Origin of the sequence: Stenotrophomonas sp. 364, assembly GCF_009832905.1 — a bacterium.
Classification (GTDB): Bacteria; Pseudomonadota; Gammaproteobacteria; order Xanthomonadales; family Xanthomonadaceae; genus Stenotrophomonas; species Stenotrophomonas maltophilia_AP.
This window is the reverse complement of record NZ_CP047135.1, coordinates 1,105,025-1,131,486: the sequence shown is the minus strand read 5'-3', so window position 1 is coordinate 1,131,486 and position 26,462 is coordinate 1,105,025. Positions and strand designations below refer to the sequence as shown.

The 26,462-nt window shown below is 68.4% G+C and carries 26 protein-coding genes; 13 read left to right on the top strand and 13 right to left on the bottom strand.

The genetic code is table 11. The features are described from left to right. Positions 1-4 precede the first annotated feature (4 nt). The 4 genes from ubiM to GQ674_RS05260 all read right to left on the bottom strand — a co-directional run bounded on the left by ubiM (position 5) and on the right by GQ674_RS05260 (position 3,477). Positions 5-1,225, bottom strand: a complete 1,221-nt coding sequence (gene ubiM, locus GQ674_RS05275) for a 5-demethoxyubiquinol-8 5-hydroxylase UbiM (protein WP_236546197.1) — start codon at positions 1,223-1,225, stop codon at positions 5-7. Positions 1,226-1,324: 99 nt separating this feature from the next. Then, positions 1,325-1,714, bottom strand: coding sequence for an MAPEG family protein (locus GQ674_RS05270; protein WP_038689533.1), 390 nt, complete (start codon positions 1,712-1,714; stop codon positions 1,325-1,327). 30 nt (positions 1,715-1,744) lie between these two features. Next, on the bottom strand, positions 1,745-2,278 hold the full coding sequence (locus GQ674_RS05265; protein WP_159499248.1) for a DUF4019 domain-containing protein: 534 nt from the start codon (positions 2,276-2,278) through the stop codon (positions 1,745-1,747). Positions 2,279-2,334: 56 nt separating this feature from the next. Beyond that, a complete protein-coding gene (locus GQ674_RS05260; protein WP_201290259.1) occupies positions 2,335-3,477 on the bottom strand; it encodes a hypothetical protein in 1,143 nt (380 codons plus the stop codon). 172 nt (positions 3,478-3,649) lie between these two features. On the opposite strand from GQ674_RS05260, the gene GQ674_RS05255 reads away from it, so the two are divergent. The 3 genes from GQ674_RS05255 (at position 3,650) to GQ674_RS05245 (ending at position 6,944) form a co-directional block, all read left to right on the top strand. Further along, positions 3,650-5,107 carry a DNA-3-methyladenine glycosylase 2 gene (locus GQ674_RS05255; protein WP_159496248.1) on the top strand — a complete coding sequence of 486 codons (1,458 nt, stop codon included), beginning with the start codon at positions 3,650-3,652 and terminating at the stop codon, positions 5,105-5,107. A 4-nt stretch (positions 5,108-5,111) separates the two neighbouring features. After that, the gene (locus GQ674_RS05250) at positions 5,112-5,603 is read left to right on the top strand and encodes a methylated-DNA--[protein]-cysteine S-methyltransferase (RefSeq protein WP_159496247.1); all 492 of its coding nucleotides are present in this window, start codon (positions 5,112-5,114) and stop codon (positions 5,601-5,603) included. Positions 5,604-5,690: 87 nt separating this feature from the next. Further along, complete coding sequence (locus GQ674_RS05245) at positions 5,691-6,944, top strand: ectonucleotide pyrophosphatase/phosphodiesterase (protein ID WP_159496246.1); 1,254 nt, start codon at positions 5,691-5,693, stop codon at positions 6,942-6,944. Positions 6,945-7,035: 91 nt separating this feature from the next. Here the strand turns inward: GQ674_RS05245 and GQ674_RS05240 are convergent, their stop codons facing one another. Then, a complete protein-coding gene (locus GQ674_RS05240; protein ID WP_159496245.1) occupies positions 7,036-7,218 on the bottom strand; it encodes a 30S ribosomal protein THX in 183 nt (60 codons plus the stop codon). A 116-nt stretch (positions 7,219-7,334) separates the two neighbouring features. Further along, positions 7,335-7,748, bottom strand: coding sequence for a MerC domain-containing protein (locus GQ674_RS05235; RefSeq protein ID WP_038689545.1), 414 nt, complete (start codon positions 7,746-7,748; stop codon positions 7,335-7,337). A 158-nt stretch (positions 7,749-7,906) separates the two neighbouring features. On the opposite strand from GQ674_RS05235, the gene GQ674_RS05230 reads away from it, so the two are divergent. The 8 genes from GQ674_RS05230 (at position 7,907) to GQ674_RS05195 (ending at position 17,026) form a co-directional block, all read left to right on the top strand. Then, positions 7,907-10,102 (top strand): TonB-dependent receptor, encoded by a 2,196-nt coding sequence (locus tag GQ674_RS05230; RefSeq protein WP_159496244.1) that lies wholly within the window; start codon positions 7,907-7,909, stop codon positions 10,100-10,102. 713 nt (positions 10,103-10,815) lie between these two features. Continuing rightward, positions 10,816-11,250 carry a MarR family winged helix-turn-helix transcriptional regulator gene (locus GQ674_RS05225; protein WP_159496243.1) on the top strand — a complete coding sequence of 145 codons (435 nt, stop codon included), beginning with the start codon at positions 10,816-10,818 and terminating at the stop codon, positions 11,248-11,250. After that, entirely contained in the window at positions 11,247-12,485 is a 1,239-nt protein-coding gene (locus tag GQ674_RS05220) for an MFS transporter (RefSeq protein WP_159496242.1), read from the top strand. The genes GQ674_RS05225 and GQ674_RS05220 overlap by 4 nt, the downstream gene beginning before the upstream one ends. 13 nt (positions 12,486-12,498) lie before the next feature. Continuing rightward, positions 12,499-12,726, top strand: a complete 228-nt coding sequence (locus tag GQ674_RS05215; RefSeq protein ID WP_201290220.1) for a hypothetical protein — start codon at positions 12,499-12,501, stop codon at positions 12,724-12,726. 130 nt (positions 12,727-12,856) lie between these two features. Next, positions 12,857-13,423, top strand: coding sequence for a TetR/AcrR family transcriptional regulator (locus GQ674_RS05210; RefSeq protein WP_159496241.1), 567 nt, complete (start codon positions 12,857-12,859; stop codon positions 13,421-13,423). After that, the gene (locus GQ674_RS05205; protein ID WP_159499244.1) at positions 13,420-15,096 is read left to right on the top strand and encodes an MFS transporter; all 1,677 of its coding nucleotides are present in this window, start codon (positions 13,420-13,422) and stop codon (positions 15,094-15,096) included. Before GQ674_RS05210 ends, GQ674_RS05205 begins: the two co-directional genes overlap by 4 nt. Positions 15,097-15,104: 8 nt before the next feature. Beyond that, entirely contained in the window at positions 15,105-16,298 is a 1,194-nt protein-coding gene (locus tag GQ674_RS05200; RefSeq protein ID WP_159496240.1) for an HlyD family secretion protein, read from the top strand. Beyond that, positions 16,295-17,026: a hypothetical protein gene (locus tag GQ674_RS05195; RefSeq protein ID WP_159496239.1), complete on the top strand. Its 732-nt coding sequence runs from the start codon at positions 16,295-16,297 to the stop codon at positions 17,024-17,026. The genes GQ674_RS05200 and GQ674_RS05195 overlap by 4 nt, the downstream gene beginning before the upstream one ends. Before the next feature lie 144 nt (positions 17,027-17,170). Here GQ674_RS05195 and GQ674_RS05190 read toward each other — a convergent pair whose 3' ends face one another. The 7 genes from GQ674_RS05190 to creB all read right to left on the bottom strand — a co-directional run bounded on the left by GQ674_RS05190 (position 17,171) and on the right by creB (position 24,893). After that, positions 17,171-17,656, bottom strand: coding sequence for a Fur family transcriptional regulator (locus tag GQ674_RS05190; RefSeq protein WP_128095265.1), 486 nt, complete (start codon positions 17,654-17,656; stop codon positions 17,171-17,173). Positions 17,657-17,672: 16 nt separating this feature from the next. Continuing rightward, complete coding sequence (gltX, locus tag GQ674_RS05185; RefSeq protein ID WP_159496238.1) at positions 17,673-19,076, bottom strand: glutamate--tRNA ligase; 1,404 nt, start codon at positions 19,074-19,076, stop codon at positions 17,673-17,675. 88 nt (positions 19,077-19,164) lie between these two features. Further along, positions 19,165-20,727, bottom strand: a complete 1,563-nt coding sequence (locus GQ674_RS05180; protein ID WP_159499242.1) for a M28 family metallopeptidase — start codon at positions 20,725-20,727, stop codon at positions 19,165-19,167. 169 nt (positions 20,728-20,896) lie between these two features. Next, positions 20,897-21,307: a hypothetical protein gene (locus GQ674_RS05175; RefSeq protein WP_159496237.1), complete on the bottom strand. Its 411-nt coding sequence runs from the start codon at positions 21,305-21,307 to the stop codon at positions 20,897-20,899. A 10-nt stretch (positions 21,308-21,317) separates the two neighbouring features. Further along, the gene (creD, locus tag GQ674_RS05170; RefSeq protein WP_159496236.1) at positions 21,318-22,637 is read right to left on the bottom strand and encodes a cell envelope integrity protein CreD; all 1,320 of its coding nucleotides are present in this window, start codon (positions 22,635-22,637) and stop codon (positions 21,318-21,320) included. A 99-nt stretch (positions 22,638-22,736) separates the two neighbouring features. Further along, on the bottom strand, positions 22,737-24,197 hold the full coding sequence (creC, locus tag GQ674_RS05165; RefSeq protein WP_159496235.1) for a two-component system sensor histidine kinase CreC: 1,461 nt from the start codon (positions 24,195-24,197) through the stop codon (positions 22,737-22,739). Positions 24,198-24,200: 3 nt separating this feature from the next. Further along, on the bottom strand, positions 24,201-24,893 hold the full coding sequence (gene creB, locus GQ674_RS05160; RefSeq protein WP_159496234.1) for a two-component system response regulator CreB: 693 nt from the start codon (positions 24,891-24,893) through the stop codon (positions 24,201-24,203). Between the two features lie 45 nt (positions 24,894-24,938). Between creB and rlmJ the strand changes: the two genes are divergently transcribed. Continuing rightward, positions 24,939-25,796, top strand: coding sequence for a 23S rRNA (adenine(2030)-N(6))-methyltransferase RlmJ (gene rlmJ, locus GQ674_RS05155; protein WP_137188950.1), 858 nt, complete (start codon positions 24,939-24,941; stop codon positions 25,794-25,796). Between the two features lie 95 nt (positions 25,797-25,891). Continuing rightward, on the top strand, positions 25,892-26,437 hold the full coding sequence (locus GQ674_RS05150) for a GNAT family N-acetyltransferase (RefSeq protein ID WP_038689569.1): 546 nt from the start codon (positions 25,892-25,894) through the stop codon (positions 26,435-26,437). Positions 26,438-26,462 lie beyond the last annotated feature (25 nt).

Below are 26,462 nucleotides of genomic sequence, written 5' to 3'. Positions count from 1 at the left end.
CGCCTCAGACCCGTGCCTCGCGCTGGGTCAGGTGGGCGGCGATCAGCTGGCGGAACGGGGTGACCCCCTGCGCCAGCCGCAACCCCGCCCTGCGCAGCACCCGCGCTGGCAGCCGGTCATCGGTGTAGAGCGCGGCAATGGCATTGGTGGCTTCGTACAGTGGGCGGGACGCCAGCCGGTGGCCGCGTTCAAAGCTCGCCAGCCCGGCCGCGGCGCCGATATCGCCGCCGCGCGCCGCCGCCTGGTTGAGCACGTTGGCCAGCCGGTGTGCGCCGGCCAGGCCCAGGTTGAACCCATGCGCGGTGACCGGGTGCATGCCCACGGCCGCATCGCCGATCAACGCGCAGCGATCGCCCACGAACGCATGGGCATACACCCCCACCAGCGGATAGGCCACCGGGGCCGCGCTAGGCACCATCGCCCCCAGCCGCTGCTCGAACAAGCCACTGATGCTGTGCCCGAAGCGGGCCGGGTCCTGCGCCATCAAGGCCTCGATCTGGCGCGGCGGCAGGGTGATCACCGCCGAGGCCTGGTCGCCATTGAGCGGCAGCAGCGCCATCGTGCGACCGTACCCGAACCACTCCCACGCGGTGTGCTGGTGCGGCACCTCGATCTGCATCCGGCAGACCAGCATCGACTTGCCGAAGTCGCGCATGCGCGCCCCGATCCCAAGCATGCGCCGGGTACTGGAGAAGCGGCTGTCGGCGGCCACCACCAGGCGCGCGGTCAGGCGGCGTCCATCGGCCAGGGTGACCACGCTGCGCCCCGCCCCCGGCACGATGCCGGCCACGCGCGCTTCATCCAGTATCTGCAGGCCCGGCTGGTCCTGCACGCTGGCCCAGGCGGCACGGCGGATCAGATGGTTGGGTACCAGCCAGCCCAGATCCTGCGTATCGCGCTGGGTGGCGGCAAAGGTCAGGGCGAACGGCGAGCGGCCGTCCATCACCTTGGCGTCGCGCAACGGGGAGATCTCGGCCGGGTCCAGCAGCTGCCAGATGCCCAGCGTCTCCAGGATCTGCCGCGAAGCATGGGTCAGCGCAATCTCGCGGCCATCAAAGGCGGCCTCCGCCAGTGCCGCGCGCGGCTGCTGTTCCACCAGCGCCACCTGCAGCCCGCTGCCGCCCAGCGCGCGGGCGAAACACAGCCCGGCCGGGCCGGCGCCCACCACCACCACGTCCACCGGCTGCTCCGGCATGCACTGCTTCTGGGTGGGTTGGTCCGACATGTCCGATCCTGCGGTAACGGGTCCATGCCAGCTTAGCGCCGATCGCGCGCGCCCCGCCTTGATCTGGATCAGCGGCCGCAGCCGCCGTTCACTGGCCCGTTACAGCAGCGCCCACAGCAACAGCACGATGCCCACCAGCGAGGCCAGCCACACCAGGCTGCGCACGTACGGCACACCGGCAGCGTACAGCGGCAGATACACCACCCGTGCCCAGAAATACAGCTGCGCGGCGAGCGCGGTCAGCCCGTCCTGGCGCTGGGTCAGCACCACCGCCAGGATCGCCGCCGCGAAGAACGGGAAGGTCTCCATGAAATTGGACTGCGCACGCTGCAGGCGACCGGTGAGCGGCCGCACCGGCGGATTCTGCCCATCGCGGGCCGACGCATTCCACTGCAGCCCGCGCTCGCGGGTGACGGCAGTGGAGGCGGCAAACAGGTGCACGATGCCCAGCACCATCGACCACACCAGCATCTGGATCTCGATACTCACGCTGCACTCCTCAGGAAATGACGGGGTCGATCAGGGGGTAGCGGCGCGCACGCTGTAACCGGCCAGGCGCCAGACCCGGTCTTCGTCCAGCCGGAACGACACCAGCTCGCGTACCGGCTGGGCGCTGTTGGCAAACCGGGTGGGGAAGCTGACGTTGATGTACAGCCCTTCGGGCACGGTTGCACCGGCGGCGTACTTGACCCGGGTCACCACCGGCTGGCCGCGCGCCGCCAACGCACCGAGGCGCTTGCGGTCGGCGTTGAGCTGGCTGACGAAGGCCTGTTCGGTGACCGATTTCTTCGCCACGGCCGAGGCCCCTTTCCATGCCTCGGCGGCACGGTTGGTGTCCACCAGCTGCGCCACCTGCAATGCGGCCGCACTCATTTCCGCATCCTGCTTGTGCACCTGCGCCTGCTGCGCCGGGGTCAGCGCCGGGCGTGCAGCGGGTGCGGCAGCGGGTGCCGGGCGCGCAGGGGCCGGCGCGGGCGTGGCCGGCGGCGGGGTCTGGGCCTGGGCAACAGCAGCAAGCAGGAAGGATGACAGCAGCAGCGGAACACGCATCAGGACACCGTTGGCTGGAAGAATCCAGGCCAGTCTACGGGAACCCCGTGAGTGGTTCGTCAGTTGCGCTCGGCGGTTTCCGGCGAGGGCTGGCCGACGTCGCTGGCGGTACGCTCGGCCGGCGCGTCCTGGCCGGGTGCAACGCTGGACGGCAGCAACGTGGACACGTCGATTTCCGACAGCGGGCTCTCGTCCGGGCAGGTGGCATCGGGGAATCCGTAGCGCTGCTTGAGCGTCTGCCCGCAGCTGTTGACGGTTTCCAATTCGGCGCCTTCGCGCTTGCAGGTCTGGTCGAAGGCGATCAGGAACGCGTCCTTGCGCCGCACGAAATCATCGCCGCACTTGCGCATCTGCTTGATCCGCTCCAGGTCGTCCTGCACCGCGTTGGTGCCATCGAGCCCGAACTGGCGCAGCTCGTCGCTGGTCAGCAGGCGCAGGCTGCGGTTGGGCACGGTCATCATCAGGTCGGCCACGCCCACCGCCACGCCGTTGCGCTGCAGGTAATCCTTGACGTTGTCGTAGACCTCATGGAGCTCGCGGTTGAGTTCGGCGCGCGAGGTGGCCTTGGAACTGATCCGCATCATCCGATGGATGCCAACCTTGCCGGCCACCAGGCGGTTGTCGCCGGCGGCCAGCACGAACACGCAGGCGCTGTGGCAGACCGAGCCTTCGCGGATCCAGATGGTCCAGTTGGATTCGCCGATGCGGTCGCCGGCCACGATCGCCGCTTCCACCTGGCCGCCGCTGGAATCCAGGTCCAGCACGCGCTTGGAGATGCGTTGCGCGTCGGCCACCATCGCCAACCGCGCCACCAGCTCGGAGAAGCCGGGGTTGATCTTGCCCACGTAGCGCACCCGCACCAGCCCGCGCTCCACGCACGGTGCCAGCGCGGCGTCGATGCTGGCGCGATCCAGGCTCTCCAGCGCCAGGCCATCGCCGCCTTCGCCGGCGTAATCGGTGTCGCAGCTTACCCACGCCTTGCCGTTCTCCAGCGCCGCCTCGCCCCAGCCCTGGTCGCCGCGCTTGGGTGGCAACGGTGCCGGTGCGGGCGCATCGGCGGCATTGAACGACACCATGTGGTCGCCATCGGCGGTCTGCGCGCGCACCGCCTTGTCGGCGGCGGTGACGTTGCCGGGATTCTCCAGCTGGCTGCAACCGGCCAGACCCAGGCACAACAGGGGCAACCACCACGACTTGAGCAACATGAACGACCCGGTATCCGTACGAAGGAGCGCGCGCAGCGGCGCGTGAACGCACAGTCTAGTGCGCGCGACCGTCGGCGCGGGAACCTGCCCTGAACCAGAGCGGCCGGCGTGCGCATTGCTGTCCGAAAATGGCGAGCCGGGCGCGGCCGCCGAGCATAGACTGGCCCCCATGGACACCGCCCTGCCCTTGGACTACGCCGCCTGCGAAAGCGCCCGCCTCGCCCGCGATGCGCGCTTTGACGGGGTGTTCTTCACCGCCGTGCGCAGCACCGGCATCTACTGCCGGCCGGTGTGCCCGGCGCCCCCGCCGAAGCCGCGTAACGTGGACTACTACCCCACTGCCGCCGCGGCTGCGGCTGCCGGCTTCCGCCCGTGCCTGCGCTGCCGCCCGGAACTGGCGCCGGAGGCCCAGGACGCGCTCAGCAACGAAACACTGCAGCGCGCGTTGGCGCTGATCCACGATGGCTACCTGCAGGACGCCGCAGTACCGGCGCTGGCCACCCGGCTGGGCCTGAGCGCGCGACAACTGCAGCGCCTGTTCGTGGCGCGCCTGGGCGCGGCGCCGGCGCAGATCCATGCCACCCGCCGCCTGCTGCTGGCCAAGCAGTTGCTGACCGAGACCGCGCTGCCGGTGACCGACGTGGCGATGGCCGCCGGTTACAACAGCCTGCGCCGCTTCAACGCCGCGTTCGTGGACGGCTGTGGCATGCCGCCCACCGCCATCCGCCGCCAGCGCGGGGCCCTCGATGAGGGCGCGCTGACCCTGCGCCTGGGCTATCGGCCGCCGCTGGATTTCGACGCGATGCTCGGCTTCCTGCGCCGACGCTCGATTCCCGGCATCGAATGCATCGACGCGGACAGCTACCAGCGCGTCATCGGACCGCCCGAGCGGCCCAGCATGCTGCGGGTCACCGCCGACCCCAGGCGGTCCGAACTGCGCCTGCAACTGGGCCAGGTCGACCCGCGCGCCATCCCCGGGATCGTGCGCCGGGTGCGCCGCATCTTCGATCTCGATGCCGACCTGCGCATCGTGCACACCACCCTGGCGCAGGACCCGCTGCTTGCGCGCGGCATCGCCCTGCGGCCGGGGCTGCGCGTGCCCGGTGGCTGGGATGGGTTCGAAGTGGCGGTGCGCGCGGTGCTCGGCCAGCAGGTCAGCGTGGCCGCGGCCACGACTCTGGCGCGCCGCGTGGTGGATCGGTTCGGGCAAGAGCTGGACGGCATGCCCGCCGGCCTGGACCGCCAGTTCCCGACCCCGCAGGCGCTGGCCGAGGCGCCGTTGGAGAGCATCGGGCTGCCGAAAACGCGCGCCGCCACCGTGCGCGCCGTGGCCCTCGCCGTGGCCGAAGGCCGCCTGGATTTCAGCGCCGGCCAACGCTTGGAGAGCTTCGTTGAACGCTGCGTGGCCTTGCCCGGGATCGGGCCGTGGACCGCGCATTACATGGCATTGCGCGCACTGGCGCTTCCCGATGCCTTCCCCGCCGGTGACCTGGTCCTGCAGCAGGTTCTGGGCGACGGGATACGCCTGACCGAACGCGCCACCGAAGCGCGCTCGCAGGCCTGGCGACCGTGGCGCGCCTATGCCGTGCTGCATCTGTGGCACCTGTCCGCCCCACCTCTGGAGTGAGCCCATGACCCTCTTGTACGACACTTTCGACAGCCCGATCGGGGCCCTGACCGTGGCCGGTGACAGCCTGGGCATCCACCACATCCTGTTCGAGAACAACCGCTACGACGCGAAGGGCCGCGCGCACTGGCAGCACGACGCCGATGCGCTGCGCGATGCGCGCACCCAATTGCTGCAATACCTGCACGGTGACCGCCAGCGTTTCGAATTGCCGTTGGCACCGCAGGGCACCGAATTCCAGCTGCGCGTGTGGAAGGCGCTGGCCGACATTCCGTTTGGCCAGACCTGGAGCTACGTGGAACTGGCCCGCCACATCGGCCACCCGACCGCCAGCCGCGCGGTCGGTGCCGCCAACGGCCGTAACCCGCTGCCGATCGTACTGCCCTGCCACCGGGTGATCGGCAGCAGCGGCGCACTCACCGGCTTCGGCGGCGGGCTGCCGACCAAGGCCGCACTGCTGCAACTGGAAGCGCATACCGGCGCGCTGTTCGCCTGATCCCGCACGCGGCGCACACCGCGCACGCGCCCTGACCGTGCCATCGGCTGTCTTCGCCGCGTCACCCCGCCGGACTATCATGACCGGATGACTTCCGTCCGCCTTTCGTTGGCGCTTGCCGCCACCCTCGCGTTGACCAGCTGTGCCAGCGTTCCTTCCGACTCCCCGACGGCCGGCAGCGCGCCGGTCGCCACGCCCGCCGCGCCGAAGCTGCTGCTGGTGTCCATCGACGGCCTGCGTGCGGACATGCTCGACCGCGGCATCACCCCCAACCTGTCGCGCCTTGTCGACGGGGGCGTGCGTGCGCGCTGGATGACCCCGTCGTATCCGTCACTGACCTTCCCCAACCACTACACCCTGGTCACCGGGCTGCGTCCGGACCACCACGGCATCATCCACAACAGCATGCACGAGGACGCGCTGGGCAGTTTCCGTCTGAGCAAGCGCGAGGCAGTGACCGATGCCCGCTGGTGGGGCGGCGAGCCGATCTGGGTGGGCGCGGAGAATGCCGGGGTGCGCACCGCCACGTTGTCCTGGCCCGGCAGCGAAGCCGCCATCCAGGGCGTACGCCCGAGCCAGTGGCGCACCTACGATGCGAGCGTGCCGTTGCCCGCCCGGGTGGACCAGGTGCTGGGCTGGGTCGGCCAGACCGACGCCGATGCGCCGCGGTTGGTCACGTTGTACATGGAACAGGTCGACCACGCCGGCCACGACCATGGCCCCGATTCGCCCGAGTATGCCGCTGCGATCGGCGAGGTCGACGCTGCCATCGGCCGGCTGCTGGACGGCCTGCAATCGCGCGGGCTGGACGCCAGCACCAACGTGATCGTGGTGTCCGACCATGGCATGGCCACCGTGCCCGACGGCCAGACCATCGCGATTGAAGACATGGTCGACCCGACCATTGCCACCGATGTCTCGATGGGGCAGTCGGTGGGGTTTGCGCCCTTGCCGGGCAAGCGCCGTGAGGCCGAAAAGGTGCTGTTGGGTGCACACGCGCAGTACGACTGCTGGACCCGGCAGACGCTGCCGGCGCGCTGGCACTACGGCTCCAACCCGCGCATTCCCCCGATCGTGTGCCAGATGCACGAGGGCTGGAACGCGCTCAGCCGCGCCAGCGTGGCCGCGCGCGCGCCCGGCACCCGCGGTTCGCATGGGTACGACAACGCCCTGCCGTCGATGCGCGCGGTGTTCATCGCCCGCGGCCCGTCGTTCAAGCAGGGCCAGACCATCGAAGGCTTCGACAACGTCGACGTGTACCCGCTGCTGGCGCGCCTGCTGGGCGTTCCAGCGGCGCCCAACGATGGGGATCCCGAGCGGTTGTTGCCGGCACTGCGCTGATCCGGACACCGCGCGTGAGGCGAGGTGTTTGGTTGACGCATAAAAAAAACGCGGCGCAAGCGCCGCGTTTTCTTCGACCCGCCAGGCGGGATCAACCGGTCTTGGCGACAGCCTTCTTGGCAACGGCCTTCTTCGCCGGTGCCTTGGCAACGGTCTTCTTGGCGACCGGCGCAGCTGCACCCACGGCCACCTTGCTCACCACGTGCGAGCGCGAATTGCCGTAGCTGGCGTTGAAACGCTTGCCCTTGGCGGTCTTGCGGTCACCCTTACCCATGTCGTCAACTCCTTAGTCTGAAACCTGATTCTGATTACCCCGCACTGACACGGGTTCGGCGGGGCCGCCCTCTCAGGCGCCCCCGCGCACGATCTGGAAGCCTACCATGCGCGCTCTCAATGAGCACAGCTGGCGTCGTGGACGTGGCCGTGGTTCAGCCGCAGGTTGACCAGGTGCGCAACGCCCACCAGCACGCCACCCAGGGTCATCACCACCGCATGCGGCACGGCTGAATGGTGCAGCGGGTCGTACAGCAACCCCGCCCACAGCGCGGTCAGGCCCGGGATCAGAAAGGCCAGCGCGCGCAGCGCGCCGTGCCGGCGCCAGCCCCAGACCAGGCTGAACAGGCCCAGCAGGGTGACAAAGCTCACCAGTGCCAGCTCCACGCCGTCGCCCATCCAGACCGACAGCCCCAACGACGGCGCAGCCGCCAGCAGCACCGGCAACACAGCGCAATGCACGGCGCACAGCAACGAGCCGGTGGCACCGAAACGATCCAGCAGATGGCGAACACGAGCGAACAGGGGCATGACTTCCAGCAGGGTCGGCGAAGCGTTATGGAATAATATAACATCAATCCTGACGCGCACCCTTGCCTCCCCCTGACTTGCCCTACCCCGTCCCATTGACGGGATTCGCGCGCCCCACCATTGATATATTGTAACAATTGACCGAAGGCCCTTGCCCTATGCGCTCCAGCTCCCTCCTGCTCACACCCCACGCCCTGTCCCTGGCACTTGCCGCCGCGTTGCTGCCGTCGCTGGCACTGGCGGCGGACGCCCCCGACAGCCACCGCGACGGCCACCTGACCGAGCTGTCCACCGTGAAGGTCACCGCCTCGCCGCTGCAGGGCGATGCTGAATCGCTGGCCCGCCCGGTGGACGTACTGGCCGGTGAGCGCCTGGACGAGCAGAAGGCCGGCACCCTCGGCGACACCGTGGCCAAGCTGCCCGGCGTGCAGAGCACCTTCTTCGGCCCCGGCGTAGGCCGCCCGATCATCCGCGGCCAGGAAGGCCCGCGCGTGGCGGTGCTGTCCAATGGCATGGGCAACATGGATGCCTCCACGGTCAGCGCCGACCATGCCACCAGCATCGAGCCGTTCCTGGCCGACCAGATCGAAGTGCTGAAGGGCCCGGCCACGCTGCTGTTCGGCAGCGGCGCTATCGGCGGCGCGGTCAATGTGGTCGACGGCCGCATCGCCCGCGAACTGCCGGATCGTCCGCTGAGTGGTCGCGCCGAACTGCGCGGCAATTCGGTGAACGACGAACGCAGCGGCATGTTCCGCCTGGACGGTGTCAGCGGCAACGTCGTGCTGCATGTCGACGGCCTGGTCCGCAACGGCGATGACTACCGCATTCCCGGCTACGCGGTGATCGATGGCCTGGAAGACCACAGCGGCCACGACCACGCCGAAGGCGACACAGACGAACCGCGCCGCGGCCGCCTGGACAACAGTTCGATCCGCACCCGCGCCGGCGGCGTCGGCGCCACCTGGCTGGGCGATGACGGCTACTTCGGCGTGTCCGCCAGCACCTACCGCACCAACTACGGCATTCCCAACGGCGCGCACGTGCACGCCGACGACGACCATGATCATGACCACGATCACGACCATGGCGACGAAGAAGAAGGCGACGAGCACGACGTCCGCATCGACATGGTGCAGAACCGCTTCGAAGCCAAGGGCGGCATTTACCAGCCGACCTCGTTCCTGAAGAACATCAACCTGCGTACGGCCTACACCGACTACGAGCACACCGAACTGGAAGCCGGCACGCCGGCCACGCGCTTCACCAACCGTGGCATCGAAGGTCGCCTGGAAGCCGTGCAGGAACAGATCGGCGGCTGGGACGGCGCCTTCGGCCTGCAGTTCGGCAACAGCGACTTCGGTGCCAAGGGCGAGGAAGCCTTCGTGCCCGATACCGGGACGAAGAACATCGGCCTGTTCGTGCTGCAGGAGAAGCAGTTCGGTCCGTTCAAGCTCGAACTCGGCGGTCGCCATGACCAGGTCAAGCTGGACCCGACCGGTGATTACCGCGCCCGCAAGTTCGACGCCACCAATCTCTCCGCGGCCGGCATCTGGACCCTCAACGACGCCGTGGATCTGCGCTTCGGCATCGACAGCTCCGAGCGCGCCCCGACCAACGAAGAGCTCTACGCGGCCGGCGCGCACATCGCCACCCGCTCGCTGGAAATCGGTGATGCAAACCTGAAAACCGAACGCGGCCAGCGCGTCGAGCTGGGCATCCACACCCACAGCGACCGCGTCGACTTCTCCGCCTCGATCTACCAGACCAAGTTCAAGGACTTCATCTACCTGGCCGACACCGGCGTGGTCGAATCGCTGCCGGTCCGCCTATGGACCCAGCAGGACGCAACCTTCAAGGGAGCCGAGGCCGAAGCCCTGTTCCATCTGTTCGAGGGCAACGCAGGCGACTGGGATCTGCGGGTGTTCGGCGACTATGTGAAGGCGGAGCTGGACGGCAGTGGCAGCCGCAACGTGGACATCGCCGTGCCGCACGGCGACCACAACCACAATTACAGCGTGGCCCTGGCCAACACCGGTTACCTGCCGCGGATCGCCCCGGGCCGCGTGGGCGCGGACCTGCGTTGGTCGCGTGACGGCTGGCGGGCATCGGTGGGCGCGGTGCGCTACAGCAGCCAGAAGGATGTGGCGCAGAACGAGGATCCGAGCAAGGGCTACACGCTGGTGGACGCACACCTGGCCTACCGCTGGGACCGCAACGACAGCAACAGTTACGAGGTCTTCCTGGACGGCAGCAACCTGACCAACCAGGAAGTACGCCCGCACACCTCGCTGCTGCGCGACTACTCCCCCCTGCCGGGCCGCGGCGTCGCCTTCGGCATCCGCGCCTTCTTCTAAAACACGCTTTGCGACTGGGGTCGTTTGATCACCCTGAGGGGGCCGAAAGGCCCCCTTTTTTTCTCCAAGCCAACAGCGCCATTTCCGTTTACTACCAAGCTGGGCGGGGGTGTGTGGGTTCACGGGACACGCTGCAAGTCCCGCTCCGCGGCCCGGCCCAGCCGCTGGCGGCTGTGCGTTCGGACGCATGCGAGACAGTGCCTCGCAAGCAATGCGCCCTCACCCCTGTAAGCTCCGTCGCGCCATCCATGGCGCTCAGGGTCCCGTGAACCCACAGACCCCCACCCTCGACAGTTGGTTGGTGCCCGTGGAAAAACCAACGGCAACATCAACTGCAACAACAACAAGATCAACAACAACAAGATCAACAGCGAGAGCAACTACTAGAGCAACGGCCGCTCCGATAACCAATGCGAGCGTCGCAGCAAACAAAGGCCGCGATACCCAGCTGTTTGCCAGCACGCGCGCGTTCTGTGAGATGGGTGGCGGGTACGCGGTTCCAGGACCGTTGGGCGCCATGGATGGCGCCCACGAGCCCCCATGGATGGGTTCACGGCGTGTCCTGGAACCGCGTACCCGCCACCCATTCACGCCAACCACAGGCCCCCAGCAAACCGCTTCGGCTTCGGCTTCGGCTCCTGCCCTGGCCCTGCCACTTGACCTTTTACGTGCATATGCACGTATGATCCAGCCAGACTACCCGGCGCGCCCTAATGGACCCCACCACCGCCAGCCCGTGCACCTGCTTTCGCCTGCGCCGCGCCTCGCGCCAGCTCTCGCAGATCTACGACAGCCACCTCGCGCCCGCCGGACTCAGCCTCAACGCCTACTCCATCCTGCGCCGCGCCCCCACCCCCCGACAGCTTGGCGACCTCGCCGACGCCCTCGGCATGGACCGCACCACCCTCACCCGCAACCTCAAACCCCTCCTCCTCGCCGGCTGGCTCCAGGAATACCGCGGCCACGACGCACGCCAACGCCTCATCGCCATCACCCCCACCGGCAAAGCCATCCTGCGCCGCGCCCGCCCGCTCTGGCAGCGTGCCCAGACGCACATCGAAAACACCTTCGGCACGCGCCCCACCGCGCAGCTCAACACCCTCCTCGACCAGCTCGACCATGCCCTGACGGAGGGAACCCCCGCATGACCGCCCCGACCGCCGCCCCGCGCGCACCGACCATTCACTGGGGCCTGCTCGTCGCCGCCTCCGCCATCCTCATGGTCACCATGGGCGTGCGCCAGACCAGCGGCCTCTACCTCGACCCCATCCACCGCAGCACCGGCGTCAGCATTGTTGAAATAAGCTTCGCCCTCGCCATCGGCCAGTTCGTCTGGGGCGCCGTACAACCCGTGTTCGGCGCCGTGGCCGACCAGCGTGGCGCGCTCCCCGTACTCCTGTTCGGCTGCGTCCTGCTCGCCATCGGCCTCCTGCTGGCCCCCTACCTCACCAGCCCGCTCGGCCTCAGCTTCAGCCTCGGCCTGCTCATGGCCGCCGGTGCCGGCGCCGGCAGCTTCTCGGTACTGATCGGCGCCACCGCGCACCGCCTGCCCGCTGAAAAACGCTCCTTCGCCGCCGGCCTCATCAACGCGGGCGGCTCACTGGGCCAGTTCGTGTTCGCCCCGCTCGTACAGTGGATCATCAGCAGCGCCGGCTGGGCCCGCGCCATGTTCACCATGGCCGCCATCACCCTGCTCTCCCTGCCCCTGGCCTGGCCCCTGCGCCGCCGTCCCGGCGACCATGCCGCCGGCGCCGGCATCGATGACGACGGCGGCCTGCGCGCACAACTGCGCCTGGCCGTGCGCGACCGCAGCTACTGGTGCCTGCACCTGGGCTTCTTCACCTGCGGCCTGCACATCGCCTTCCTGGTCACCCACCTGCCCGGCGAAATCGCCCTGTGCGGACTGTCGCCCACCGTCGCCTCCGCCTCCATCGCGCTGATCGGCCTGTTCAACATCGCCGGCAGCCTCATCGTCGGCGCGCTCGGCCAGCGCTACCGCATGAAGTACCTGCTGTTCTGGATGTACGCCAGCCGCGCGGTGATGATCGGCGTGTACCTGGTCGCCCCGCCCACCCCGACCACCTTCTACGTGTTTTCCGCCGCGCTCGGCTTCACCTGGCTGGCCACCGTCCCGCCCACCGCCGGCCTGGTCGGCAAGCTGTTCGGGCCACGCTACCTGGGCACCCTGTTCGGCCTGACCCTGCTCTCGCACCAGCTCGGCGGCTTCTTCGGCGCCTGGCTGGGTGGCGTGGCTCTGGCCCATTCCGGCAACTACCTGTGGATGTGGTACGCCGACATCGCGCTGGCCGCCATCGCCGCGGTGGTCAACCTGCCGATCCGCGAAGCACGCTATGGTTGCCACGGTGCCCCCGCCTCCCGCTGATGCCATTGAACCGATGACCAACGCCTTCCCTGCCGCTTCACGCCTGCACCGCGACGCGCTGGTTGCCCTCATCGCGCGCATCCAGGCCGCCCCGGGCACCGAACAGGACACCGATGCCGACATCCAGCAGCTGGTCGAGACCGTGCTCGATCCGAATGCGGTGAACTACATCTTCCACGACGACCTGTCCGCGACGGAGATCGCCGACCGGATCCTGCAGTACCGCCCGGTCGTGCTGTGACCTGATACCGCCATCGCGTGCACGTTCGCCTGCACCGGCGGCTTCACGCGGCGCAGACCTTTCCACACGCTGTCCCACTTCCGTTGCGGCGGCCCCTTCCGTTGCGGACATTTCCGTCCGAAAATGTCCCATGACCTCCCAACGTGCCGATGCGGCTGCCCGCCGCGCCCTCATCCTGGATGCCGCCGATGCGGTGTTCGGGCAGCATGGCGTCACTGCCCCGCTCGACCTGGTGGTCGAACGCGCGCAGGTCGGCCGCGCCACCCTGTACCGCAATTTCCCCGACCGCACCGCACTGGTGGAGGCACTGCTGCAGCGGACGGTTGCCCGCATCAACCGCCAGGTGCAGAGCCTGGGCGAGCGCGATGATGCGTTGTTCGAAGTGCTCGAAGGCATGGCCGCGCGCATCGTGCAGTCGCCTGCGCTGTCGGACTACTGGCGCGCGGTGGACCCCGATGACCCGGCCATCAAGGCCGCCCGGCACACCATCTGGGGCTTGCTGGAAGCGCCGATCCAGCGCGCGATCGCCGCCGGCCTGTGCCGTGCCGACCTGCAGGTGACAGACATTTCACTGATCTCAGGCATGCTGGGAGCCGCGCTGCGTGGCAAATCCCGCGAAGAGCGGGCCAGGCTGGTGGCGCGCGCCCTGCAGTTGCTGCGTACCGGACTGCAGGGACCCGTCGACGCGGAGGGCTGATGGCGCAGTACCTCAAACCGATCCCGGACTGGGAAGACCACGAGAAGCCGACCCTGCCCGGCTCGGCGTCGATGCCGTGGCATCCCTGGCACCGGCGCGTGGCCTATGCCGCCGTAGCGCTGCTGGTGGGCATCACCGGCGGCCTGGGCAATGCGCTGGTCACCGCCAACCTGCCCTTCATGCAGGGCCAGCTCGGCCTGACCCCGGCGCAGGGCAGCTGGCTGGTGGCCGCCTATGCGATGGTCAATGTCACCGCCAACCTCCTCGCCTTCAAGTTCCGCCAGCAGTACGGCATCCGCCTGTTCGCCGAAATCGGCCTGGGCCTGTATGCCGCGCTGGCGGTGCTGCATCTGTTCGTGGGCAGCTATGAAACCACCGTGCTGACCCGCGCGGCCAGCGGCTTCGCCGGCGCCGCCTGCAGCACCCTGGGCACGCTGTACATGCTGCAGTCGCTGCCGCGCAAATACACCGGCAACCTGCTGGTGATCGGGGTGGGCATCTCGCAGCTGGCCGTGCCGATCGCCTGGCTGGTGTCGCCGGGGCTGGTGGACACCGGCCAGTGGCACACTCTGTACCTGTTCGAGGCCGGCCTGGCCCTGTGCGCGTTCGCGGCGGTGGTGGTGCTGAAGCTGCCGCCGGGCGTGCAGATCAAGGCGTTCGAGCCGTTGGACTTCCTCACCTTCGCCCTGCTCGCCCCGGCAGTGGGCCTGCTGGTGGTGGTGCTGGCCCAGGGCTACGTGCGCTGGTGGCTGGATACGCCGTGGCTGGGCTGGGCGCTGGTGGCTTCCATCACGCTGGCCACCGCCGGCTTCATTCTCGAACACTACCGGCGCAACCCGCTGCTGCAGACGCGGTGGCTGGCCAGCCTGCCGGTGCTGCACTTCATCGTCGGCGCGTTCCTGATCCGCTTCCTCACCACCGAACAGTCGTATGGCGTGGTCGGGTTGATGCGCCAGCTGGGCATGGGGCCGGACCAGATGCGCCCGCTGTTCGGGGTGATCCTGGCCGGCGTGATCACCGGCATCGCAGCGGCATCGCTCACCTTCGGCCCCAAGCGCATCATCGCCCAGCTGCTGATGGCCATTCTGCTTCTGGGCAGCGCCGCCCTGCTCGACCAGGGCCGCACCAGCCTGGACCGCCCGCACGATTTCTTCGCCAGCCAGTTCCTGGCGTCGGTCGGCGCCGGCATGTTCATGGGGCCGTTGATCATGCTCGGCATCACCCAGGCATTGAAGCAGGGCGTGGACCACATGATCACCTTCCTGGTCACCCTGTCGATCACCCAGACCCTGGGTGGGCTGGCCGGTTCGGCGGTGCTGGGCACCTACCAGCTGCACCGCGAGCAGCTGTATTCCACGGCACTGGTCAGCCAGCTCGACCCGGCCGATGGCGTGGTCGCGCAGCGCCTGAAACAACAACAGCAGCTCTATGCCGGGGTGATCACCGACCCGGTGCAGCGCAGCGCGCAGGGCATGGCGCAGCTGGCGTTGACCGCCCGCCGCGAAGCCAACGTGCGCGCCTTCAATGATGTGTTCCGGCTCAGCGGCATGGTCGCGCTGGGCTTCCTGGGCTGGTTGCTGCTGCTGTCGGTGCGTACCGCCGTCCTCAAGCAGTGGCGCAAACGCCACCCCTCCCCTCCAGTCGCGGCGCCGCTGCCCGCACCGCCCCGATGAGTCCCCCCATGCCCACACCCCCGCCCCGCGACGACAGCGCACCCGAGAACGTCAACCCGGCGCCGCCGACCGATGCCGCGCCCGCCGGCAGCGCGGCCGCAGCAGGCACGGTGCCGCCGCCGAGCGCGCCCAAGTACCTCAAGCCCAGCACCCGCAGCGTGGTGATCATGATTGTGATTGCGCTGCTGGGCATCGCGCTGATCCTGCGCGCATGGTCGCTGTGGCCGTTCGACAGCACCCGGGTGAGCACCGACAACGCCTACGTGCGCGGCCAGATCACCGTGCTGGCGCCGCAGGTCAATGGCTATGTCACCGAGGTGCTGGTCAAGGACTTCCAGCACGTCAAACAGGGCGATCCGCTGGTCCGCATCGACGACCGCATCTACAAAGAAAAGGTGGCCCAGGCCCAGGCCGACCTGGACAGTGCCAAGGCTGCGCTGGCCAACTCCGACCAGGCACAGGCGCAGAACCGTGCGCAGATCGGTGCGGCACAGGCCAACCTTGTCGCCGGCCAATCGGAACTGGCGCGGTCGCGCACCGAGCTCAAGCGCTATGAAGCACTCGCCGCGCAGCAGCTGGTGGCGCTCAGCGACCGCGACAAGCTGCGCACTGGAGCGCAATCGGCGCAGGCGGCCGTGCTGCAGTCGCAGGCGCAGATCCGCATCGCCGAGGAAACACTGACCTCCACCCAGGTGGCACGCAAGAGTCTGGAGGCCCGCGTGGAAACCGCGCAGGCACAGCTGGAACTGACCCGGATCGACCTGGCCAACACCATCATCCACGCCCCGCGCGACGGCCAGATCAGCGAAGCCTCGGTGCGACTGGGCCAATACGTCACGGCCGGCTCGCAGCTGCTGTTCCTGGTGCCGGACACGCTGTGGGTGGTGGCCAACTTCAAGGAAGGACAGACCTGGAAGATGCGCATCGGCCAGCCCGCCTCGTTCAAGGTGGACGCCTTCGACGGTGAAAAGCTGCACGGGCACATCGAGCAGATCGCCCCTGCGACGGGCTCGGAGTTCAGCGTGCTGCGCCCGGACAACGCCAGCGGCAACTTCACCAAGGTGGTGCAGCGCCTTCCCATCCGCATCTCCATCGACCCGGACCAGCCGCTGGCCAAGCGGCTGCGCCCGGGCATGTCGGTGGTGGTGAAGGTGGATACGGCGGCAGACGGCAGCGACACCGCCGCGGCCGAGCGCCGGTGAAGTTCAACGTACTGGCGCAGAAGGCGGCCAAGGGCAGCGCGCCAGCCGCTTACGGCGGTGCGCTGGAGGTGGAGCACTTGATTGCCTTCGCCCGGGTCCACGGCACCGAGGGTGCGGCGGAGATCGAGCGCTTGAGCGTGCTGCACGGGTGGCTGGACGACGGTCTGCTGCCGGATGGCCGTCGCGTGGTGCCGTTCGGTCGATGGGCGACCGCCTGTGCGGCATACGCGCGCGACGGCGTTGCCGGACTGCGCCCCCTGTTGGCGGATCCGGCGATGGCCAGCTTCGCCATCGGGATGCTTGAAGCAGTACGCACGCGCGACGCCATCACTGAACTGCTTGCCTACTGCGAGCGTGCCGACTGGCACACGAGCAACGCGGACGCAGCGCCGTGGAGTGCGCTGGGTGCGTTGAACATGCAGCTGTCGTTCGAGGACAGTGTGCCGATCGATGCGACGCTCCAGCATGCGCTGTACGAAACGGCCGTGAAGGCATGGGGTGCAACCTCCATCGCACATCTGAAGGCGGTCGCGCTTTACGCCCTCCGCGGCGCGCCCGTGGCCGCATCGCTGGCGTGGCTCGATGCACTGGTCGTGGCCGATCCCGCGCTGGTATCCGCCCGCCGGGTCGTCCTGAAAAGCCTCAAACGCCGTCTCGATGCAAGCTACGCAGCCCCGGATGCCCAGAAGAGGCGTGAGATCGCGAAGGTCCGCAGCAGGGCCACCTGACGCACAGGGGCAGCCACGCATGGCGTGGCTCTACCGGGGGCAGGGTCGATCCGGGACATCGGGCAAAAAAAAGCCGCGCAGTGCGCGGCGTTTCTTTGCGGGGAGCGTTGCGTACCGACCAACGGTCGGTACCTACCCCGGTGTTTACCCGGCACACCGCGCGCAGAGGCCATGCACTTCCAGGGTCTGCGCCTGGGGCTGGAAGCCCAGCTCTTTGGCGCGCTTTTCCAGCTGGCTCACGATGTCCTTGTCTTCCAGTTCCACCGCACTGTGGCAGCTGTTGCATATCAGGAACGGCACCGAATGCTGCGCGCTGCTGGGATGGTGGCAGGCCACGAATGCATTGACCGATTCGAGCTTGTGCACGAAACCGTTGGCCATCAGGAAATCCAGCGCGCGGTACACCGTGGGCGGGGCGTCGGCACCGACGCCCTTGCCGCTGCGCACCCACTCCAGCAGTTCGTAAGCCTTGACCGGCTTGCCGGCCTCGGCGATGAGGCGCAGCACGTTGGCGCGGATCGGGGTCAGGCGCAGCCCGCGTTCCGAGCACACGCGCTCCACCACCTTCACGAAGTCGGATGCGTCGTGGACGTGGTGGTGCGGGGCGGTACAAGCGGTTTTGGCAGGCATGCGCGGTCTCCTGTGGTCAGGCCGTCGGTACTTTAGTGAGTGCGACGTCGATGCGTTTCAAGGCCTCTTCACGCCCGGCCAGGAACACCGTCTGCGAAATGTCCGGGCTCACCTGGGTGCCGGTGATGGCCACGCGCAGCGGCTGGGCCACCTTGCCCATGCCGATCTCGAGCGCCGTGGCCACCTCGTGCAGCGCCACCGACACGCCCTCGGCGGTCCAGTCCGCGACCCCCGCCAGCAGCTCGCGGGCCTTGCCCAGCGCCAGTTCCGCGCCCGGCTTGAAGTGCTTGGCCACGGCCGCCTCGTCGTACTCGGTCAGCGGCTGGTACCAGACCACCGCCTTCTCGGCCATTTCCTTCAGGGTCTGCACGCGGTCGCGCAATGCCACCACCACGTCGGCCGGCGCCGGACCGGCGTTCAGATCCAGGCCCAGCTTGTTCAGCTGGTAGACCAGGTGCGGGGCAATGCTGTCGGGCGTTTCGGTCTTCAGGAAGTGCTGGTTGACCCAGCCCAGCTTGGCCATGTCCAGGCGCGCGGCCTTGGAGTTGCAGTTGGTCACGTCGAACAGGTCGATCAGCTCCTGGCGGCTGAACAGCTCCTGGTCACCGTGCGACCAGCCCAGCCGGGCCAGGTAGCTCAGCAGCGCGTCGGGCAGGTAGCCGGCGTCCTTGTACTGCATCACGTCGGCCGCGCCGGTGCGCTTGGACAGCTTGGCGCCCTGCTCGTCCAGGATCATCGGCATGTGGCCGAACTTCGGCACGGGCGCGCCGATGCCTTCGTACAGGTTGATCTGGCGCGGGGTGTTGTTGATGTGGTCATCGCCGCGGATCACTTCGCTGATGCGCATGTCCCAATCGTCCACCACCACCGCGAAGTTGTAGGTGGGGAAGCCGTCCGGGCGGAAGATGACCATGTCGTCCAGCTCGCTGTTGGCGATCTCGATGCGGCCCTTGATCAGGTCGTCGAACACCACCGTGCCCTCGAGCGGGTTCTTGAAGCGGATGACGCGGTTCGGGTCGTCCCTGTACGGCAGGCCGAGATCGCGTGCGGCGCCGTTGTAACGCGGCTTTTCCTGCCGGGCCATGGCGGCCTCACGCATCGCGTCCAGCTCTTCCTTGGTCTCGTAGGCGTAGTATGCCTTGCCCTGCGCGACCAGCTGTTCGGCCACTTCCTGGTACCGGGCCACGCGCTGGGTCTGGTAGATCGGGCCTTCGTCATAGCCCAGGCCCAGCCAGTCCATCGCCTCCAGGATCGCGTCGATCGCGCCCTGGGTGCTGCGCTCGCGGTCGGTGTCTTCGATGCGCAGCACGAATTCGCCGCCACGGTGACGGGCCTCCAGCCAGCAGTACAGCGCGGTGCGGGCGCCACCGATGTGCAGGTAGCCGGTAGGACTGGGGGCGAAACGGGTGCGGCAGGTCATGGAAGGCTCGGGGAACGGGAATCCGCCGATTTTACCACTACCCCCGGGAGGTCACGGAGGCGGCGGGCGCCCCCTCCGTCCGGCCTCCTTACGGCTGCGGCTCGGGCTTGCGTGGGAAGGGCTGCTCGCGCATGGCCGCGTGGTAGGCGAAGGACGCCACGATGGCGGCGGCCTGCTTCAGGTCTTCCGGTTCGGCGTGGTCCCAGGTATCGAGGTGGCTGTGGTGGACGTTGGTGAAGTAGTCCAGCCGGTCCTGGATGAACTGGAAGCCCGGCAGGCCGATGCGGTCGAAGCTGATGTGATCGGTGCTGCCGGTGTTGCGGGTGGCCACGGTGGTGGCGCCCACGTCGTGGAAGGGGGCCAGCCAGGCCTCGAAGATCGGCACGGCCGCCATGTTCTCCTGCGCGTAGATGCCCCGGAAGCGGCCCGAACCGTTGTCCATGTTGAAGTAGACCTGGAATTTGCTGTAGTCGCGGGTCTTCTGCAGGGCACCGGTCGGTTCGCGCAACGAGGCCGGCAGCGCCTTCTGCGCCGCATCGGCAGGCTCGGGGAAACCACCGAAGTGCTTGGCCACATAGGCCTGCGAGCCGATCAGCCCTTGTTCTTCGCCACTCCACAGGGCCACCCGGATGGTGCGCTTCGGCTTGGCGCCCGCAGCCTTGAGGATGCGCATGGCCTCCATCATCACCGCCACGCCGGCGGCGTTGTCGGCGGCGCCGGTGCCGCTGTGCCACGAATCCAGGTGCGCGCCGATCATTACCACTTCATCGGGCCGGCTGCTGCCGCGGATCTCGGCCAGCGTGTTGTAGCCGGGCTGGTCGGTTTCGTCGGTGAAGCGGGCCGCGACATCCACGCGCAGGCGCACGGGCTGCTTGGCCTCCAGCGCACGTACCAACGGATTGAAATGCTCGGCGATCATCGCCAGCTCGGGAATGCCCACCGATTCCCCCGCCTTGCGCGAGCCACCGCCGGCAACGCGGATGATGCCGTTGTCCCAGCCGCTGATGCTGATCGAGGCCAGTGCGCCTTCGGCGACGAAGAACGCGTTGACCTTGGCCGCCAGCGCCTGCTTCTCCTGGTACTCCTTGACCCGCTTGGCGCGGTCGGCCACCACGTCCTTGTCCTTGGGCAGGGTGAATTCCTGCAGGCCTTCCAGCGAGGTGGCATCATGCCGGTGCGAATCGGCGTCGGTGCCCCGCTTGTACTCGCGCGCCTCGCCCAGCAACAGGATCTTCCCCCGCAGCTTGCCGCGGTACTTCTCGATGTCCTCGGGCTTCTTGATGTCCACCTGCACCAGCTCGCCCTCGACCGGGCCCTGGGTGCCCGGCGTCCACGCCTTGGGCAGCGCATGCAGCGGCTGCACGCGATCGCCCAGCATCTCCACGCTGGCCGAGGTGAACTCCCAGCCACGGCCGAAGCCATCGAACGCTTCGTCGTGGACGTTGTCCAGCTTCCAGTCGTTGAACCTGCCGCGTGTCCAGGCATTGGCCCGGCCCATCGCCGGCGAGTTGGTCAGGCGCGGCCCGATGCGCTCGGTGAGATAACTGAAAGTGTCCATCACCTGGGACTGGTGGAAGGCCTGCTGGCGGATCTTGCCCACCATGTCCAGGTCCACCGCTTCGCGCTGCTGCGCCGTTGCATTGCCACCCATCGCCAGCGCTAACGCCAGTACACCCCACTTCAGCCCGCTCCACTTCACCACGCCCCACCCCGGCCCTTCGGCATTGCTCGTCGAACTGTCGAGTCTATCCAGCGCGCGCGCCGGGCCCCCGTCCCATCGGTCATGTGCGCACACATGAGGTGTGCCCGGCTGGCGCTGCTCAGCCGGTCCAGCCCAGCCATAGTTGTGCGCTGCCCGGCACCAGCAACAGCCAGTGCCGGCGGTCAACGCTGCTGCAGCCATACACCGCCGCGTGCGCCGGCCAGTCCATGGGCAGCCCGGCAATGCCGATCTCGGCCAGCGCCGCGTCGCCGGCCTTCCATGGCCGGTAGCGCGGTACTTTTCCGGCCAGGGCACCGCGGCCCTGGCGTGCGCCGGACAGCCAGTCCAGGCCTTGCCGCTGCACTCCTTCGCAGGTGCGCGCCGCCAGCTTGAAGCGCACCAGGCCGGGGGCGATGCGCGCCCCCGGCAAGGCCGCCAGCACGCTGCTGGCCTGCAGCAGCGCGTCCACTTCCAGCAGTTCCGGAATGCCCTGCCATGCGCGTTGCCGCAACCCGTTGCGCCAGCTCATGTGCCGCTCCTTATTTCAGGCTCGCGCCGACTTCGTACCAGTCGATCCGGCGGGTGATCCACATGGCGCTGGCCAGCACGCCGAACAGCAGCAGCGAGCCCATCAGCAGCGCGTTGTTCTCCGAGATCAACAGGCCGTACAGCGCGCCGTACAGCACGGTGAGCATGCCGGCAAAGCCCAGGCCGCGCGTCCAGCTCTTCAACACCCCCGACAGATACACCGCCTGTACCCCGATGCAGGCCACCGCCGACACCAGATAGGCCAGCCAGAACGGAATATGCTCGGACAGGCTGAGCAGCAGCAGGAAGAAGATCGCCAAGGCCAGGCCCACCATCAGGTACTGCAGCGGATGGATGCGCAGGCGCTTGATCAGCTCGAACAGGATGAAGCCGACGAAGGTGAGCAGGATGAAGAGGATGCCGTACTTGCTGGCCCGATCGGCCTGGGTGTAGATGTCCACCGGGTTCACCAGTTCCACGCTGACCGTTTCCGGGTCCAGGTCCTTGCTGTCGCGCAGCTGGCGCTGTGCTTCGGAGGCCAGCGAGGACACGGCCCACTGGGCATCGAACCCGGTGTCGGTGACGGTGCGCTGGTTGGGCAGGAAGCTGCCGCCGAACAGCGGGTGCGGCCACGGCGAGCGGATCGCGATGCGGCTGTCGTCGCCCACTGGCACCACCGCCAGCGAACGGGTGCCGTCGAGCACCATGTCCAGCTGCAGGCGGCTGCCCTTGAGCATGCCGCCGATGCTGTCGTCGAAGTCGCGCAGCGGCACGTGCAGACCCTTGCCAAGCCCGTTGACCTCACCGATGCCCGGCTGCAGCGTCAACGCCTGGCCATCGACCTGCAGCGTGGGCGAACCGACCAGACCGCGCAGGTCGGCGATACCGACGGCCAGGTACGGCGTGCCATACACGCGCCCGGCCTTGATGGGATAGTCGTCGTCGGCGAACTCGGCGGTGATCTTCGCCTTCCAGCTGTAGACCGGAACCCGGAACAGGCCGACCCGGCGTTCGTCGGGCTGCATCTGCCCGTCCACCCGCAGCGTGGCCGGCATCTGCAGCCAGTAACTGTGCTCGGTCTGGATTTCCTTCTTCTTGTTGCCGGCGGCGTCGACCACCTCGACCTCGCGCGTGTCCGTCCACGGCACCACGCGCACCGGACCGGTCAGGGTCTGCGCACCGGCGCGGCTCTGCGACACGCGCAGGTAGGCCTCGTCGCGGTACGCCTCACGCTCCTTGATCACGCCCTTGATCATCATCAAGGGAATCAGCAGCAACAGGATCAGGCCGCCGACAATGGCGAACCGCAACAGCATCTTCAGGGATTTCATGGCCCGTCCTCGGTTGGGAGGGGGCCAGCTTCGGGCGCGGTGGTGTGCGGGGTTTGTGCTGAGTTTGAAGTCTGTGTGAAGTGCCCGCCGCGCCTGCGCTCAGCGCCGGATCGGCGCGCCCGGGTCGCGCATTGGCAACCACAGCGATGCCAATGCACCGCCGCCTTCGCGGTTGCGCAGCTGCACCCGCCCACCATGCAGGCGTGCCACTTCCTGCACGAACGACAGACCCAGCCCGGAGCTGCGCAGGCCCGTGGCCGGCCGCGCCAGCGAGTAGAAGCGCTCGAACACGCGGTCCAACGCATAGTCGGGCACGCCGCTGCCGCGGTCGGCCACGCGCAGCACCACGTCGTCGCCCTCGCGCGCGGCGCTCAGCTGCACCCGGCTGTCGGCACTGGAGAACGCCAGCGCGTTCTCCAGCAGGTTGTTCAATGCCTGGCGCAAGAGGTAGCCGTCGCCCTGGATGACCAGGCCATCGGGCACCTCCACGTCGATCGCCACCGCGGCGGCCTGCGCGCGCATCGCCACCGCGCTGGCGGCCGCCTGCAGCAGCGGGCCCAGATCGATGCGCTCGCGCTTCTGCAGCCAGCCGTGCTGTTCCACTTCGGCCAGCGCCAGCAGCTTGTCGATGGTCTCGGTGAGGCGCTGCTCCTGGCCCTGGATGCTGCGCGCGAAATGCACGCGGTCGGCATCGGGCAACGGTTCCTGCAGCAATTCGGCGGCGCCGCGGATCGCGGCCAGCGGGCTCTTCATCTCGTGGGTCAGCGACTGCACGTACTGCTCGACGTAGGCCTTGCCCTCCAGCTTGCGGCGCATGGTTTCCAGCGCCTGGCCAAGGTCGCCGATCTCATCGCGGCGCGGCTTGGGCGGTGGCACCGGTTCGCCGGCACTGACCGCCTTGGCGTAGCGGTTGAGCCGGTTCACGCCGTGCATCAGCCACGCCGTCATCAACAGCCCGATCAGCGCCGACAACCCGATCAACCACGCGCCCCGCCGCATGATGGCGCGCTGGCTGGCGGCAATGAACGGGTCGATGCTGCGGTTGGGCTGGGCCAGGCTGAGCACGCCGATCAGGCGCGTGGCATCGGCCGGGTCATGGATCGGCGCGGCCACGTGCATCACCGAATGGGTGTCGTCGCCGGGCGTTTCCGGGCTGGAGCGGGCACCGTATTCGCCGCGCAGGGTACGGTAGACGTCGTTCCATCGCGAGTTGTCGCGGCCGATGTCCTGCCCGGTGGAGTCGTACACCACGATGCCCTTGGCGTCGGTGATGGTCACCCGGTAGTCCAGCGTGCGCTTGGGAAAACGCCACACCATCGCCTTGGGGTCACGGCGCTGCGCGCGGGCCAGGTTGGCCACGAATGGCCCATTGCGGATGCGCCCGGCCTTGAGGTCGGCGGCGGCCATCTCGGCCAGCACGTTGGCGGCATCGACCAGGGTCGACTCCATCGCCTGGCGCACGCCGGGCTTCACCTCGTTGACGAAAATGCGCATCACGAAGAACGCGGCGATGCCCACGATCAGGAAGAACCCCAGGAACAGCTTCAGGCCCAGCCGCATGGCTCAGACTTCCAGCGCGTAGCCGAGCCCGCGATGGGTGCGGATCGGGTCGGGATCGGCGCCTGCGGCACGCAGCTTGGCCCGCAGCGTCTTGACGTGGGTATCCACGGTGCGGTCGGCGCTGTCGGCATCGGTATCCCAGCCCCGGTCCATCAGCTGGGCGCGGCTGAGGATGGCGCCCGGGCGCTGCAGCAGGGCAGCCATGAGCGCGTACTCGTAGCGGGTCAGTTCCAGCGGCTGCTCGGCGAAGCGGATGCGACGGCCCTCGCGGTCGATCGCAAACCGGCCGTGCTGCTGCCAGCCGGCCTGCTCGGCCGGGGCACTGCTGCTGCGGCGCAGCCGCGCACGCACCCGGGCCACCAGCTCGCGCGGCGAGAAGGGTTTGGCCATGTAGTCGTCGGCGCCCAGTTCCAGGCCCAGCACGCGATCGAACTCGTCGTTGCGTGCGGTCAGGAAGATCACCGGCACCTCGCTGAAGGTGCGCAGGCTGCGACACACCTCGAACCCGCTCATGTCCGGCAGGCCCACATCCAACACCACCACGTCGAAGGCCTGCTGGCGCAGGGCCTCCAGCGCGCCGCCGCCGAGCAGGCAGTGCTGGGCGCCGTAGCCTTCGCTGCGCAGGGCATACAGGACGGTGTCGGCGATGGCGGTTTCGTCTTCGACGACCAGGACGTTGTGCAGGGGGCGGTTCATGCGCGCAGCATAGCCGCTGGGGCCGCCGCCCCGTACACTGCGCCGATGAATTACCGCCACGCCTTCCATGCCGGCAACCATGCCGATGTGCTCAAGCACATCGTGCAGCTTGCCCTGCTCGACACCTTCAAGCGCAAGGACAGCCCGTTCTTCGTGCTGGACACCCACGGCGGCGCCGGCCGCTACCTGCTGGCCAGCGAGGAAAGCCGCAAGACCCTGGAGGCCGAGGACGGGGTGATGCGCCTGATGGCCCAGCCCACGCTGCCGGCGGTGGTCGAGCGCTACCTGAAGGCCGTCCAGGCCGACAACCCGGTCGGGGCGATGATCAGCTACCCCGGTTCGCCGCTGCTGACCGCCCGCGCCCTGCGCGAGCAGGACCGCATGGCGGTCTGCGAGGTGCAGGACGACGAAGCCGCCTCGCTGAAGGCGCTGTTCGCCCACGACAGCCGGGTCGGCGTTTACCACGCCGACGGCTATGCACAGAACCGTGCCCTGCTGCCGCCCAAGGCCAACGGCGTGAAGATCGGCCGCGGGCTGGTCCTGATCGACCCGCCCTACGAGGGCCAGGACGCCGAGTACCAGGCCATCCTAGCCTCGGTGAGCGAGATCCTGGGCCGCTGGCCCCAGGCCACCTTCGCGATCTGGTTCCCGATCAAGCAGCGCCGCACCATCCTGCATTTCCTGCGCAAGGCGTGTGCCTTGCCGGTGAAGTCGGTGCTGACCGCCGAACTGCTGATCCGGCCGGACGACTCGCCGCTGCGGCTCAATGGCAGCGGCATGCTGCTGCTCAATCCGCCCTGGCAGTTCGACCAGGTGCTGGCCCCGGCCATGCCGGCGCTGAAGCAGTTCCTGGGCGAGGCCGGCGCCAGCACCCGGCTGCAGTGGCTCAAGCAGGCCGAATGAGCGTCCTTGCGCGCCCCTGAACGGCGTGAGCGTTCCGTTCACGGAACCGGCGCCCCGGGATGCGAGAATCCAAAGACCACCTAGGAATCACCGGTATGGCTACCCGTAACCGCATGCCGCCCTGGCACGAGATTTTCAAGGCACCCAGTGGCCACGAGCTGCTGATCCGCCCGATCCGCCCCGAAGACGGGGCGCCGCTGCATGCGGCCTTCAGCCTGTTCGGGCCCGAAGAGATCCGCGACCGCTTCCTGCAATCGGTGACCGAACTGTCGCCGGAAACCACCCAGCGCCTGACCCACCCCAACCCGAAGAGCGAAATCACCCTGGTGGCGGCCGAGTCGCTGCCCGCCGGTGAAGCCGTGGTCGGCGCGGTGGCACGGGCCTCGATCATCCAGGGCACCCGCGAAGCCGAGTACGCCATCCTGGTCAGCCGCTTCCTCGTCGGCCAGGGGCTGGGCCGTCAGCTGATGCGCAAGCTGGTCAAGTGGGCACGTGGCAAGTACCTGGACCGCCTGTACGGCGACGTGGCCGAAGAGAACGAGCCGATGAAGCAGCTGGCCGCTTCGCTCGGCTTCAAGCCGGTGCCGCATCCGCAGGGCACGCCCGGGTTGGTGCGCATGGTGCTGGAGCTCGATAGCTGAGGATGTACCGGCCAACGGCCGGTAC

Excerpts from the sequence above, each read along its gene's own strand:
- ubiM (WP_236546197.1), bottom strand. The coding sequence starts at position 1,225 with ATGTCGGACCAACCCACCCAGAAGCAGTGCATGCCGGAGCAGCCGGTG.
- GQ674_RS05255 (WP_159496248.1), top strand. The coding sequence starts at position 3,650 with ATGGACACCGCCCTGCCCTTGGACTACGCCGCCTGCGAAAGCGCCCGC.
- GQ674_RS05250 (WP_159496247.1), top strand. The coding sequence starts at position 5,112 with ATGACCCTCTTGTACGACACTTTCGACAGCCCGATCGGGGCCCTGACC.
- GQ674_RS05245 (WP_159496246.1), top strand. The coding sequence starts at position 5,691 with ATGACTTCCGTCCGCCTTTCGTTGGCGCTTGCCGCCACCCTCGCGTTG.
- GQ674_RS05240 (WP_159496245.1), bottom strand. The coding sequence starts at position 7,218 with ATGGGTAAGGGTGACCGCAAGACCGCCAAGGGCAAGCGTTTCAACGCC.
- GQ674_RS05235 (WP_038689545.1), bottom strand. The coding sequence starts at position 7,748 with ATGCCCCTGTTCGCTCGTGTTCGCCATCTGCTGGATCGTTTCGGTGCC.
- GQ674_RS05230 (WP_159496244.1), top strand. The coding sequence starts at position 7,907 with ATGCGCTCCAGCTCCCTCCTGCTCACACCCCACGCCCTGTCCCTGGCA.
- GQ674_RS05225 (WP_159496243.1), top strand. The coding sequence starts at position 10,816 with ATGGACCCCACCACCGCCAGCCCGTGCACCTGCTTTCGCCTGCGCCGC.
- GQ674_RS05220 (WP_159496242.1), top strand. The coding sequence starts at position 11,247 with ATGACCGCCCCGACCGCCGCCCCGCGCGCACCGACCATTCACTGGGGC.
- GQ674_RS05215 (WP_201290220.1), top strand. The coding sequence starts at position 12,499 with ATGACCAACGCCTTCCCTGCCGCTTCACGCCTGCACCGCGACGCGCTG.
- GQ674_RS05210 (WP_159496241.1), top strand. The coding sequence starts at position 12,857 with ATGACCTCCCAACGTGCCGATGCGGCTGCCCGCCGCGCCCTCATCCTG.
- GQ674_RS05200 (WP_159496240.1), top strand. The coding sequence starts at position 15,105 with ATGCCCACACCCCCGCCCCGCGACGACAGCGCACCCGAGAACGTCAAC.
- GQ674_RS05190 (WP_128095265.1), bottom strand. The coding sequence starts at position 17,656 with ATGCCTGCCAAAACCGCTTGTACCGCCCCGCACCACCACGTCCACGAC.
- gltX (WP_159496238.1), bottom strand. The coding sequence starts at position 19,076 with ATGACCTGCCGCACCCGTTTCGCCCCCAGTCCTACCGGCTACCTGCAC.
- GQ674_RS05180 (WP_159499242.1), bottom strand. The coding sequence starts at position 20,727 with ATGGGTGGCAATGCAACGGCGCAGCAGCGCGAAGCGGTGGACCTGGAC.
- GQ674_RS05175 (WP_159496237.1), bottom strand. The coding sequence starts at position 21,307 with ATGAGCTGGCGCAACGGGTTGCGGCAACGCGCATGGCAGGGCATTCCG.
- creD (WP_159496236.1), bottom strand. The coding sequence starts at position 22,637 with ATGAAATCCCTGAAGATGCTGTTGCGGTTCGCCATTGTCGGCGGCCTG.
- creC (WP_159496235.1), bottom strand. The coding sequence starts at position 24,197 with ATGCGGCTGGGCCTGAAGCTGTTCCTGGGGTTCTTCCTGATCGTGGGC.
- creB (WP_159496234.1), bottom strand. The coding sequence starts at position 24,893 with ATGAACCGCCCCCTGCACAACGTCCTGGTCGTCGAAGACGAAACCGCC.
- rlmJ (WP_137188950.1), top strand. The coding sequence starts at position 24,939 with ATGAATTACCGCCACGCCTTCCATGCCGGCAACCATGCCGATGTGCTC.
- GQ674_RS05150 (WP_038689569.1), top strand. The coding sequence starts at position 25,892 with ATGGCTACCCGTAACCGCATGCCGCCCTGGCACGAGATTTTCAAGGCA.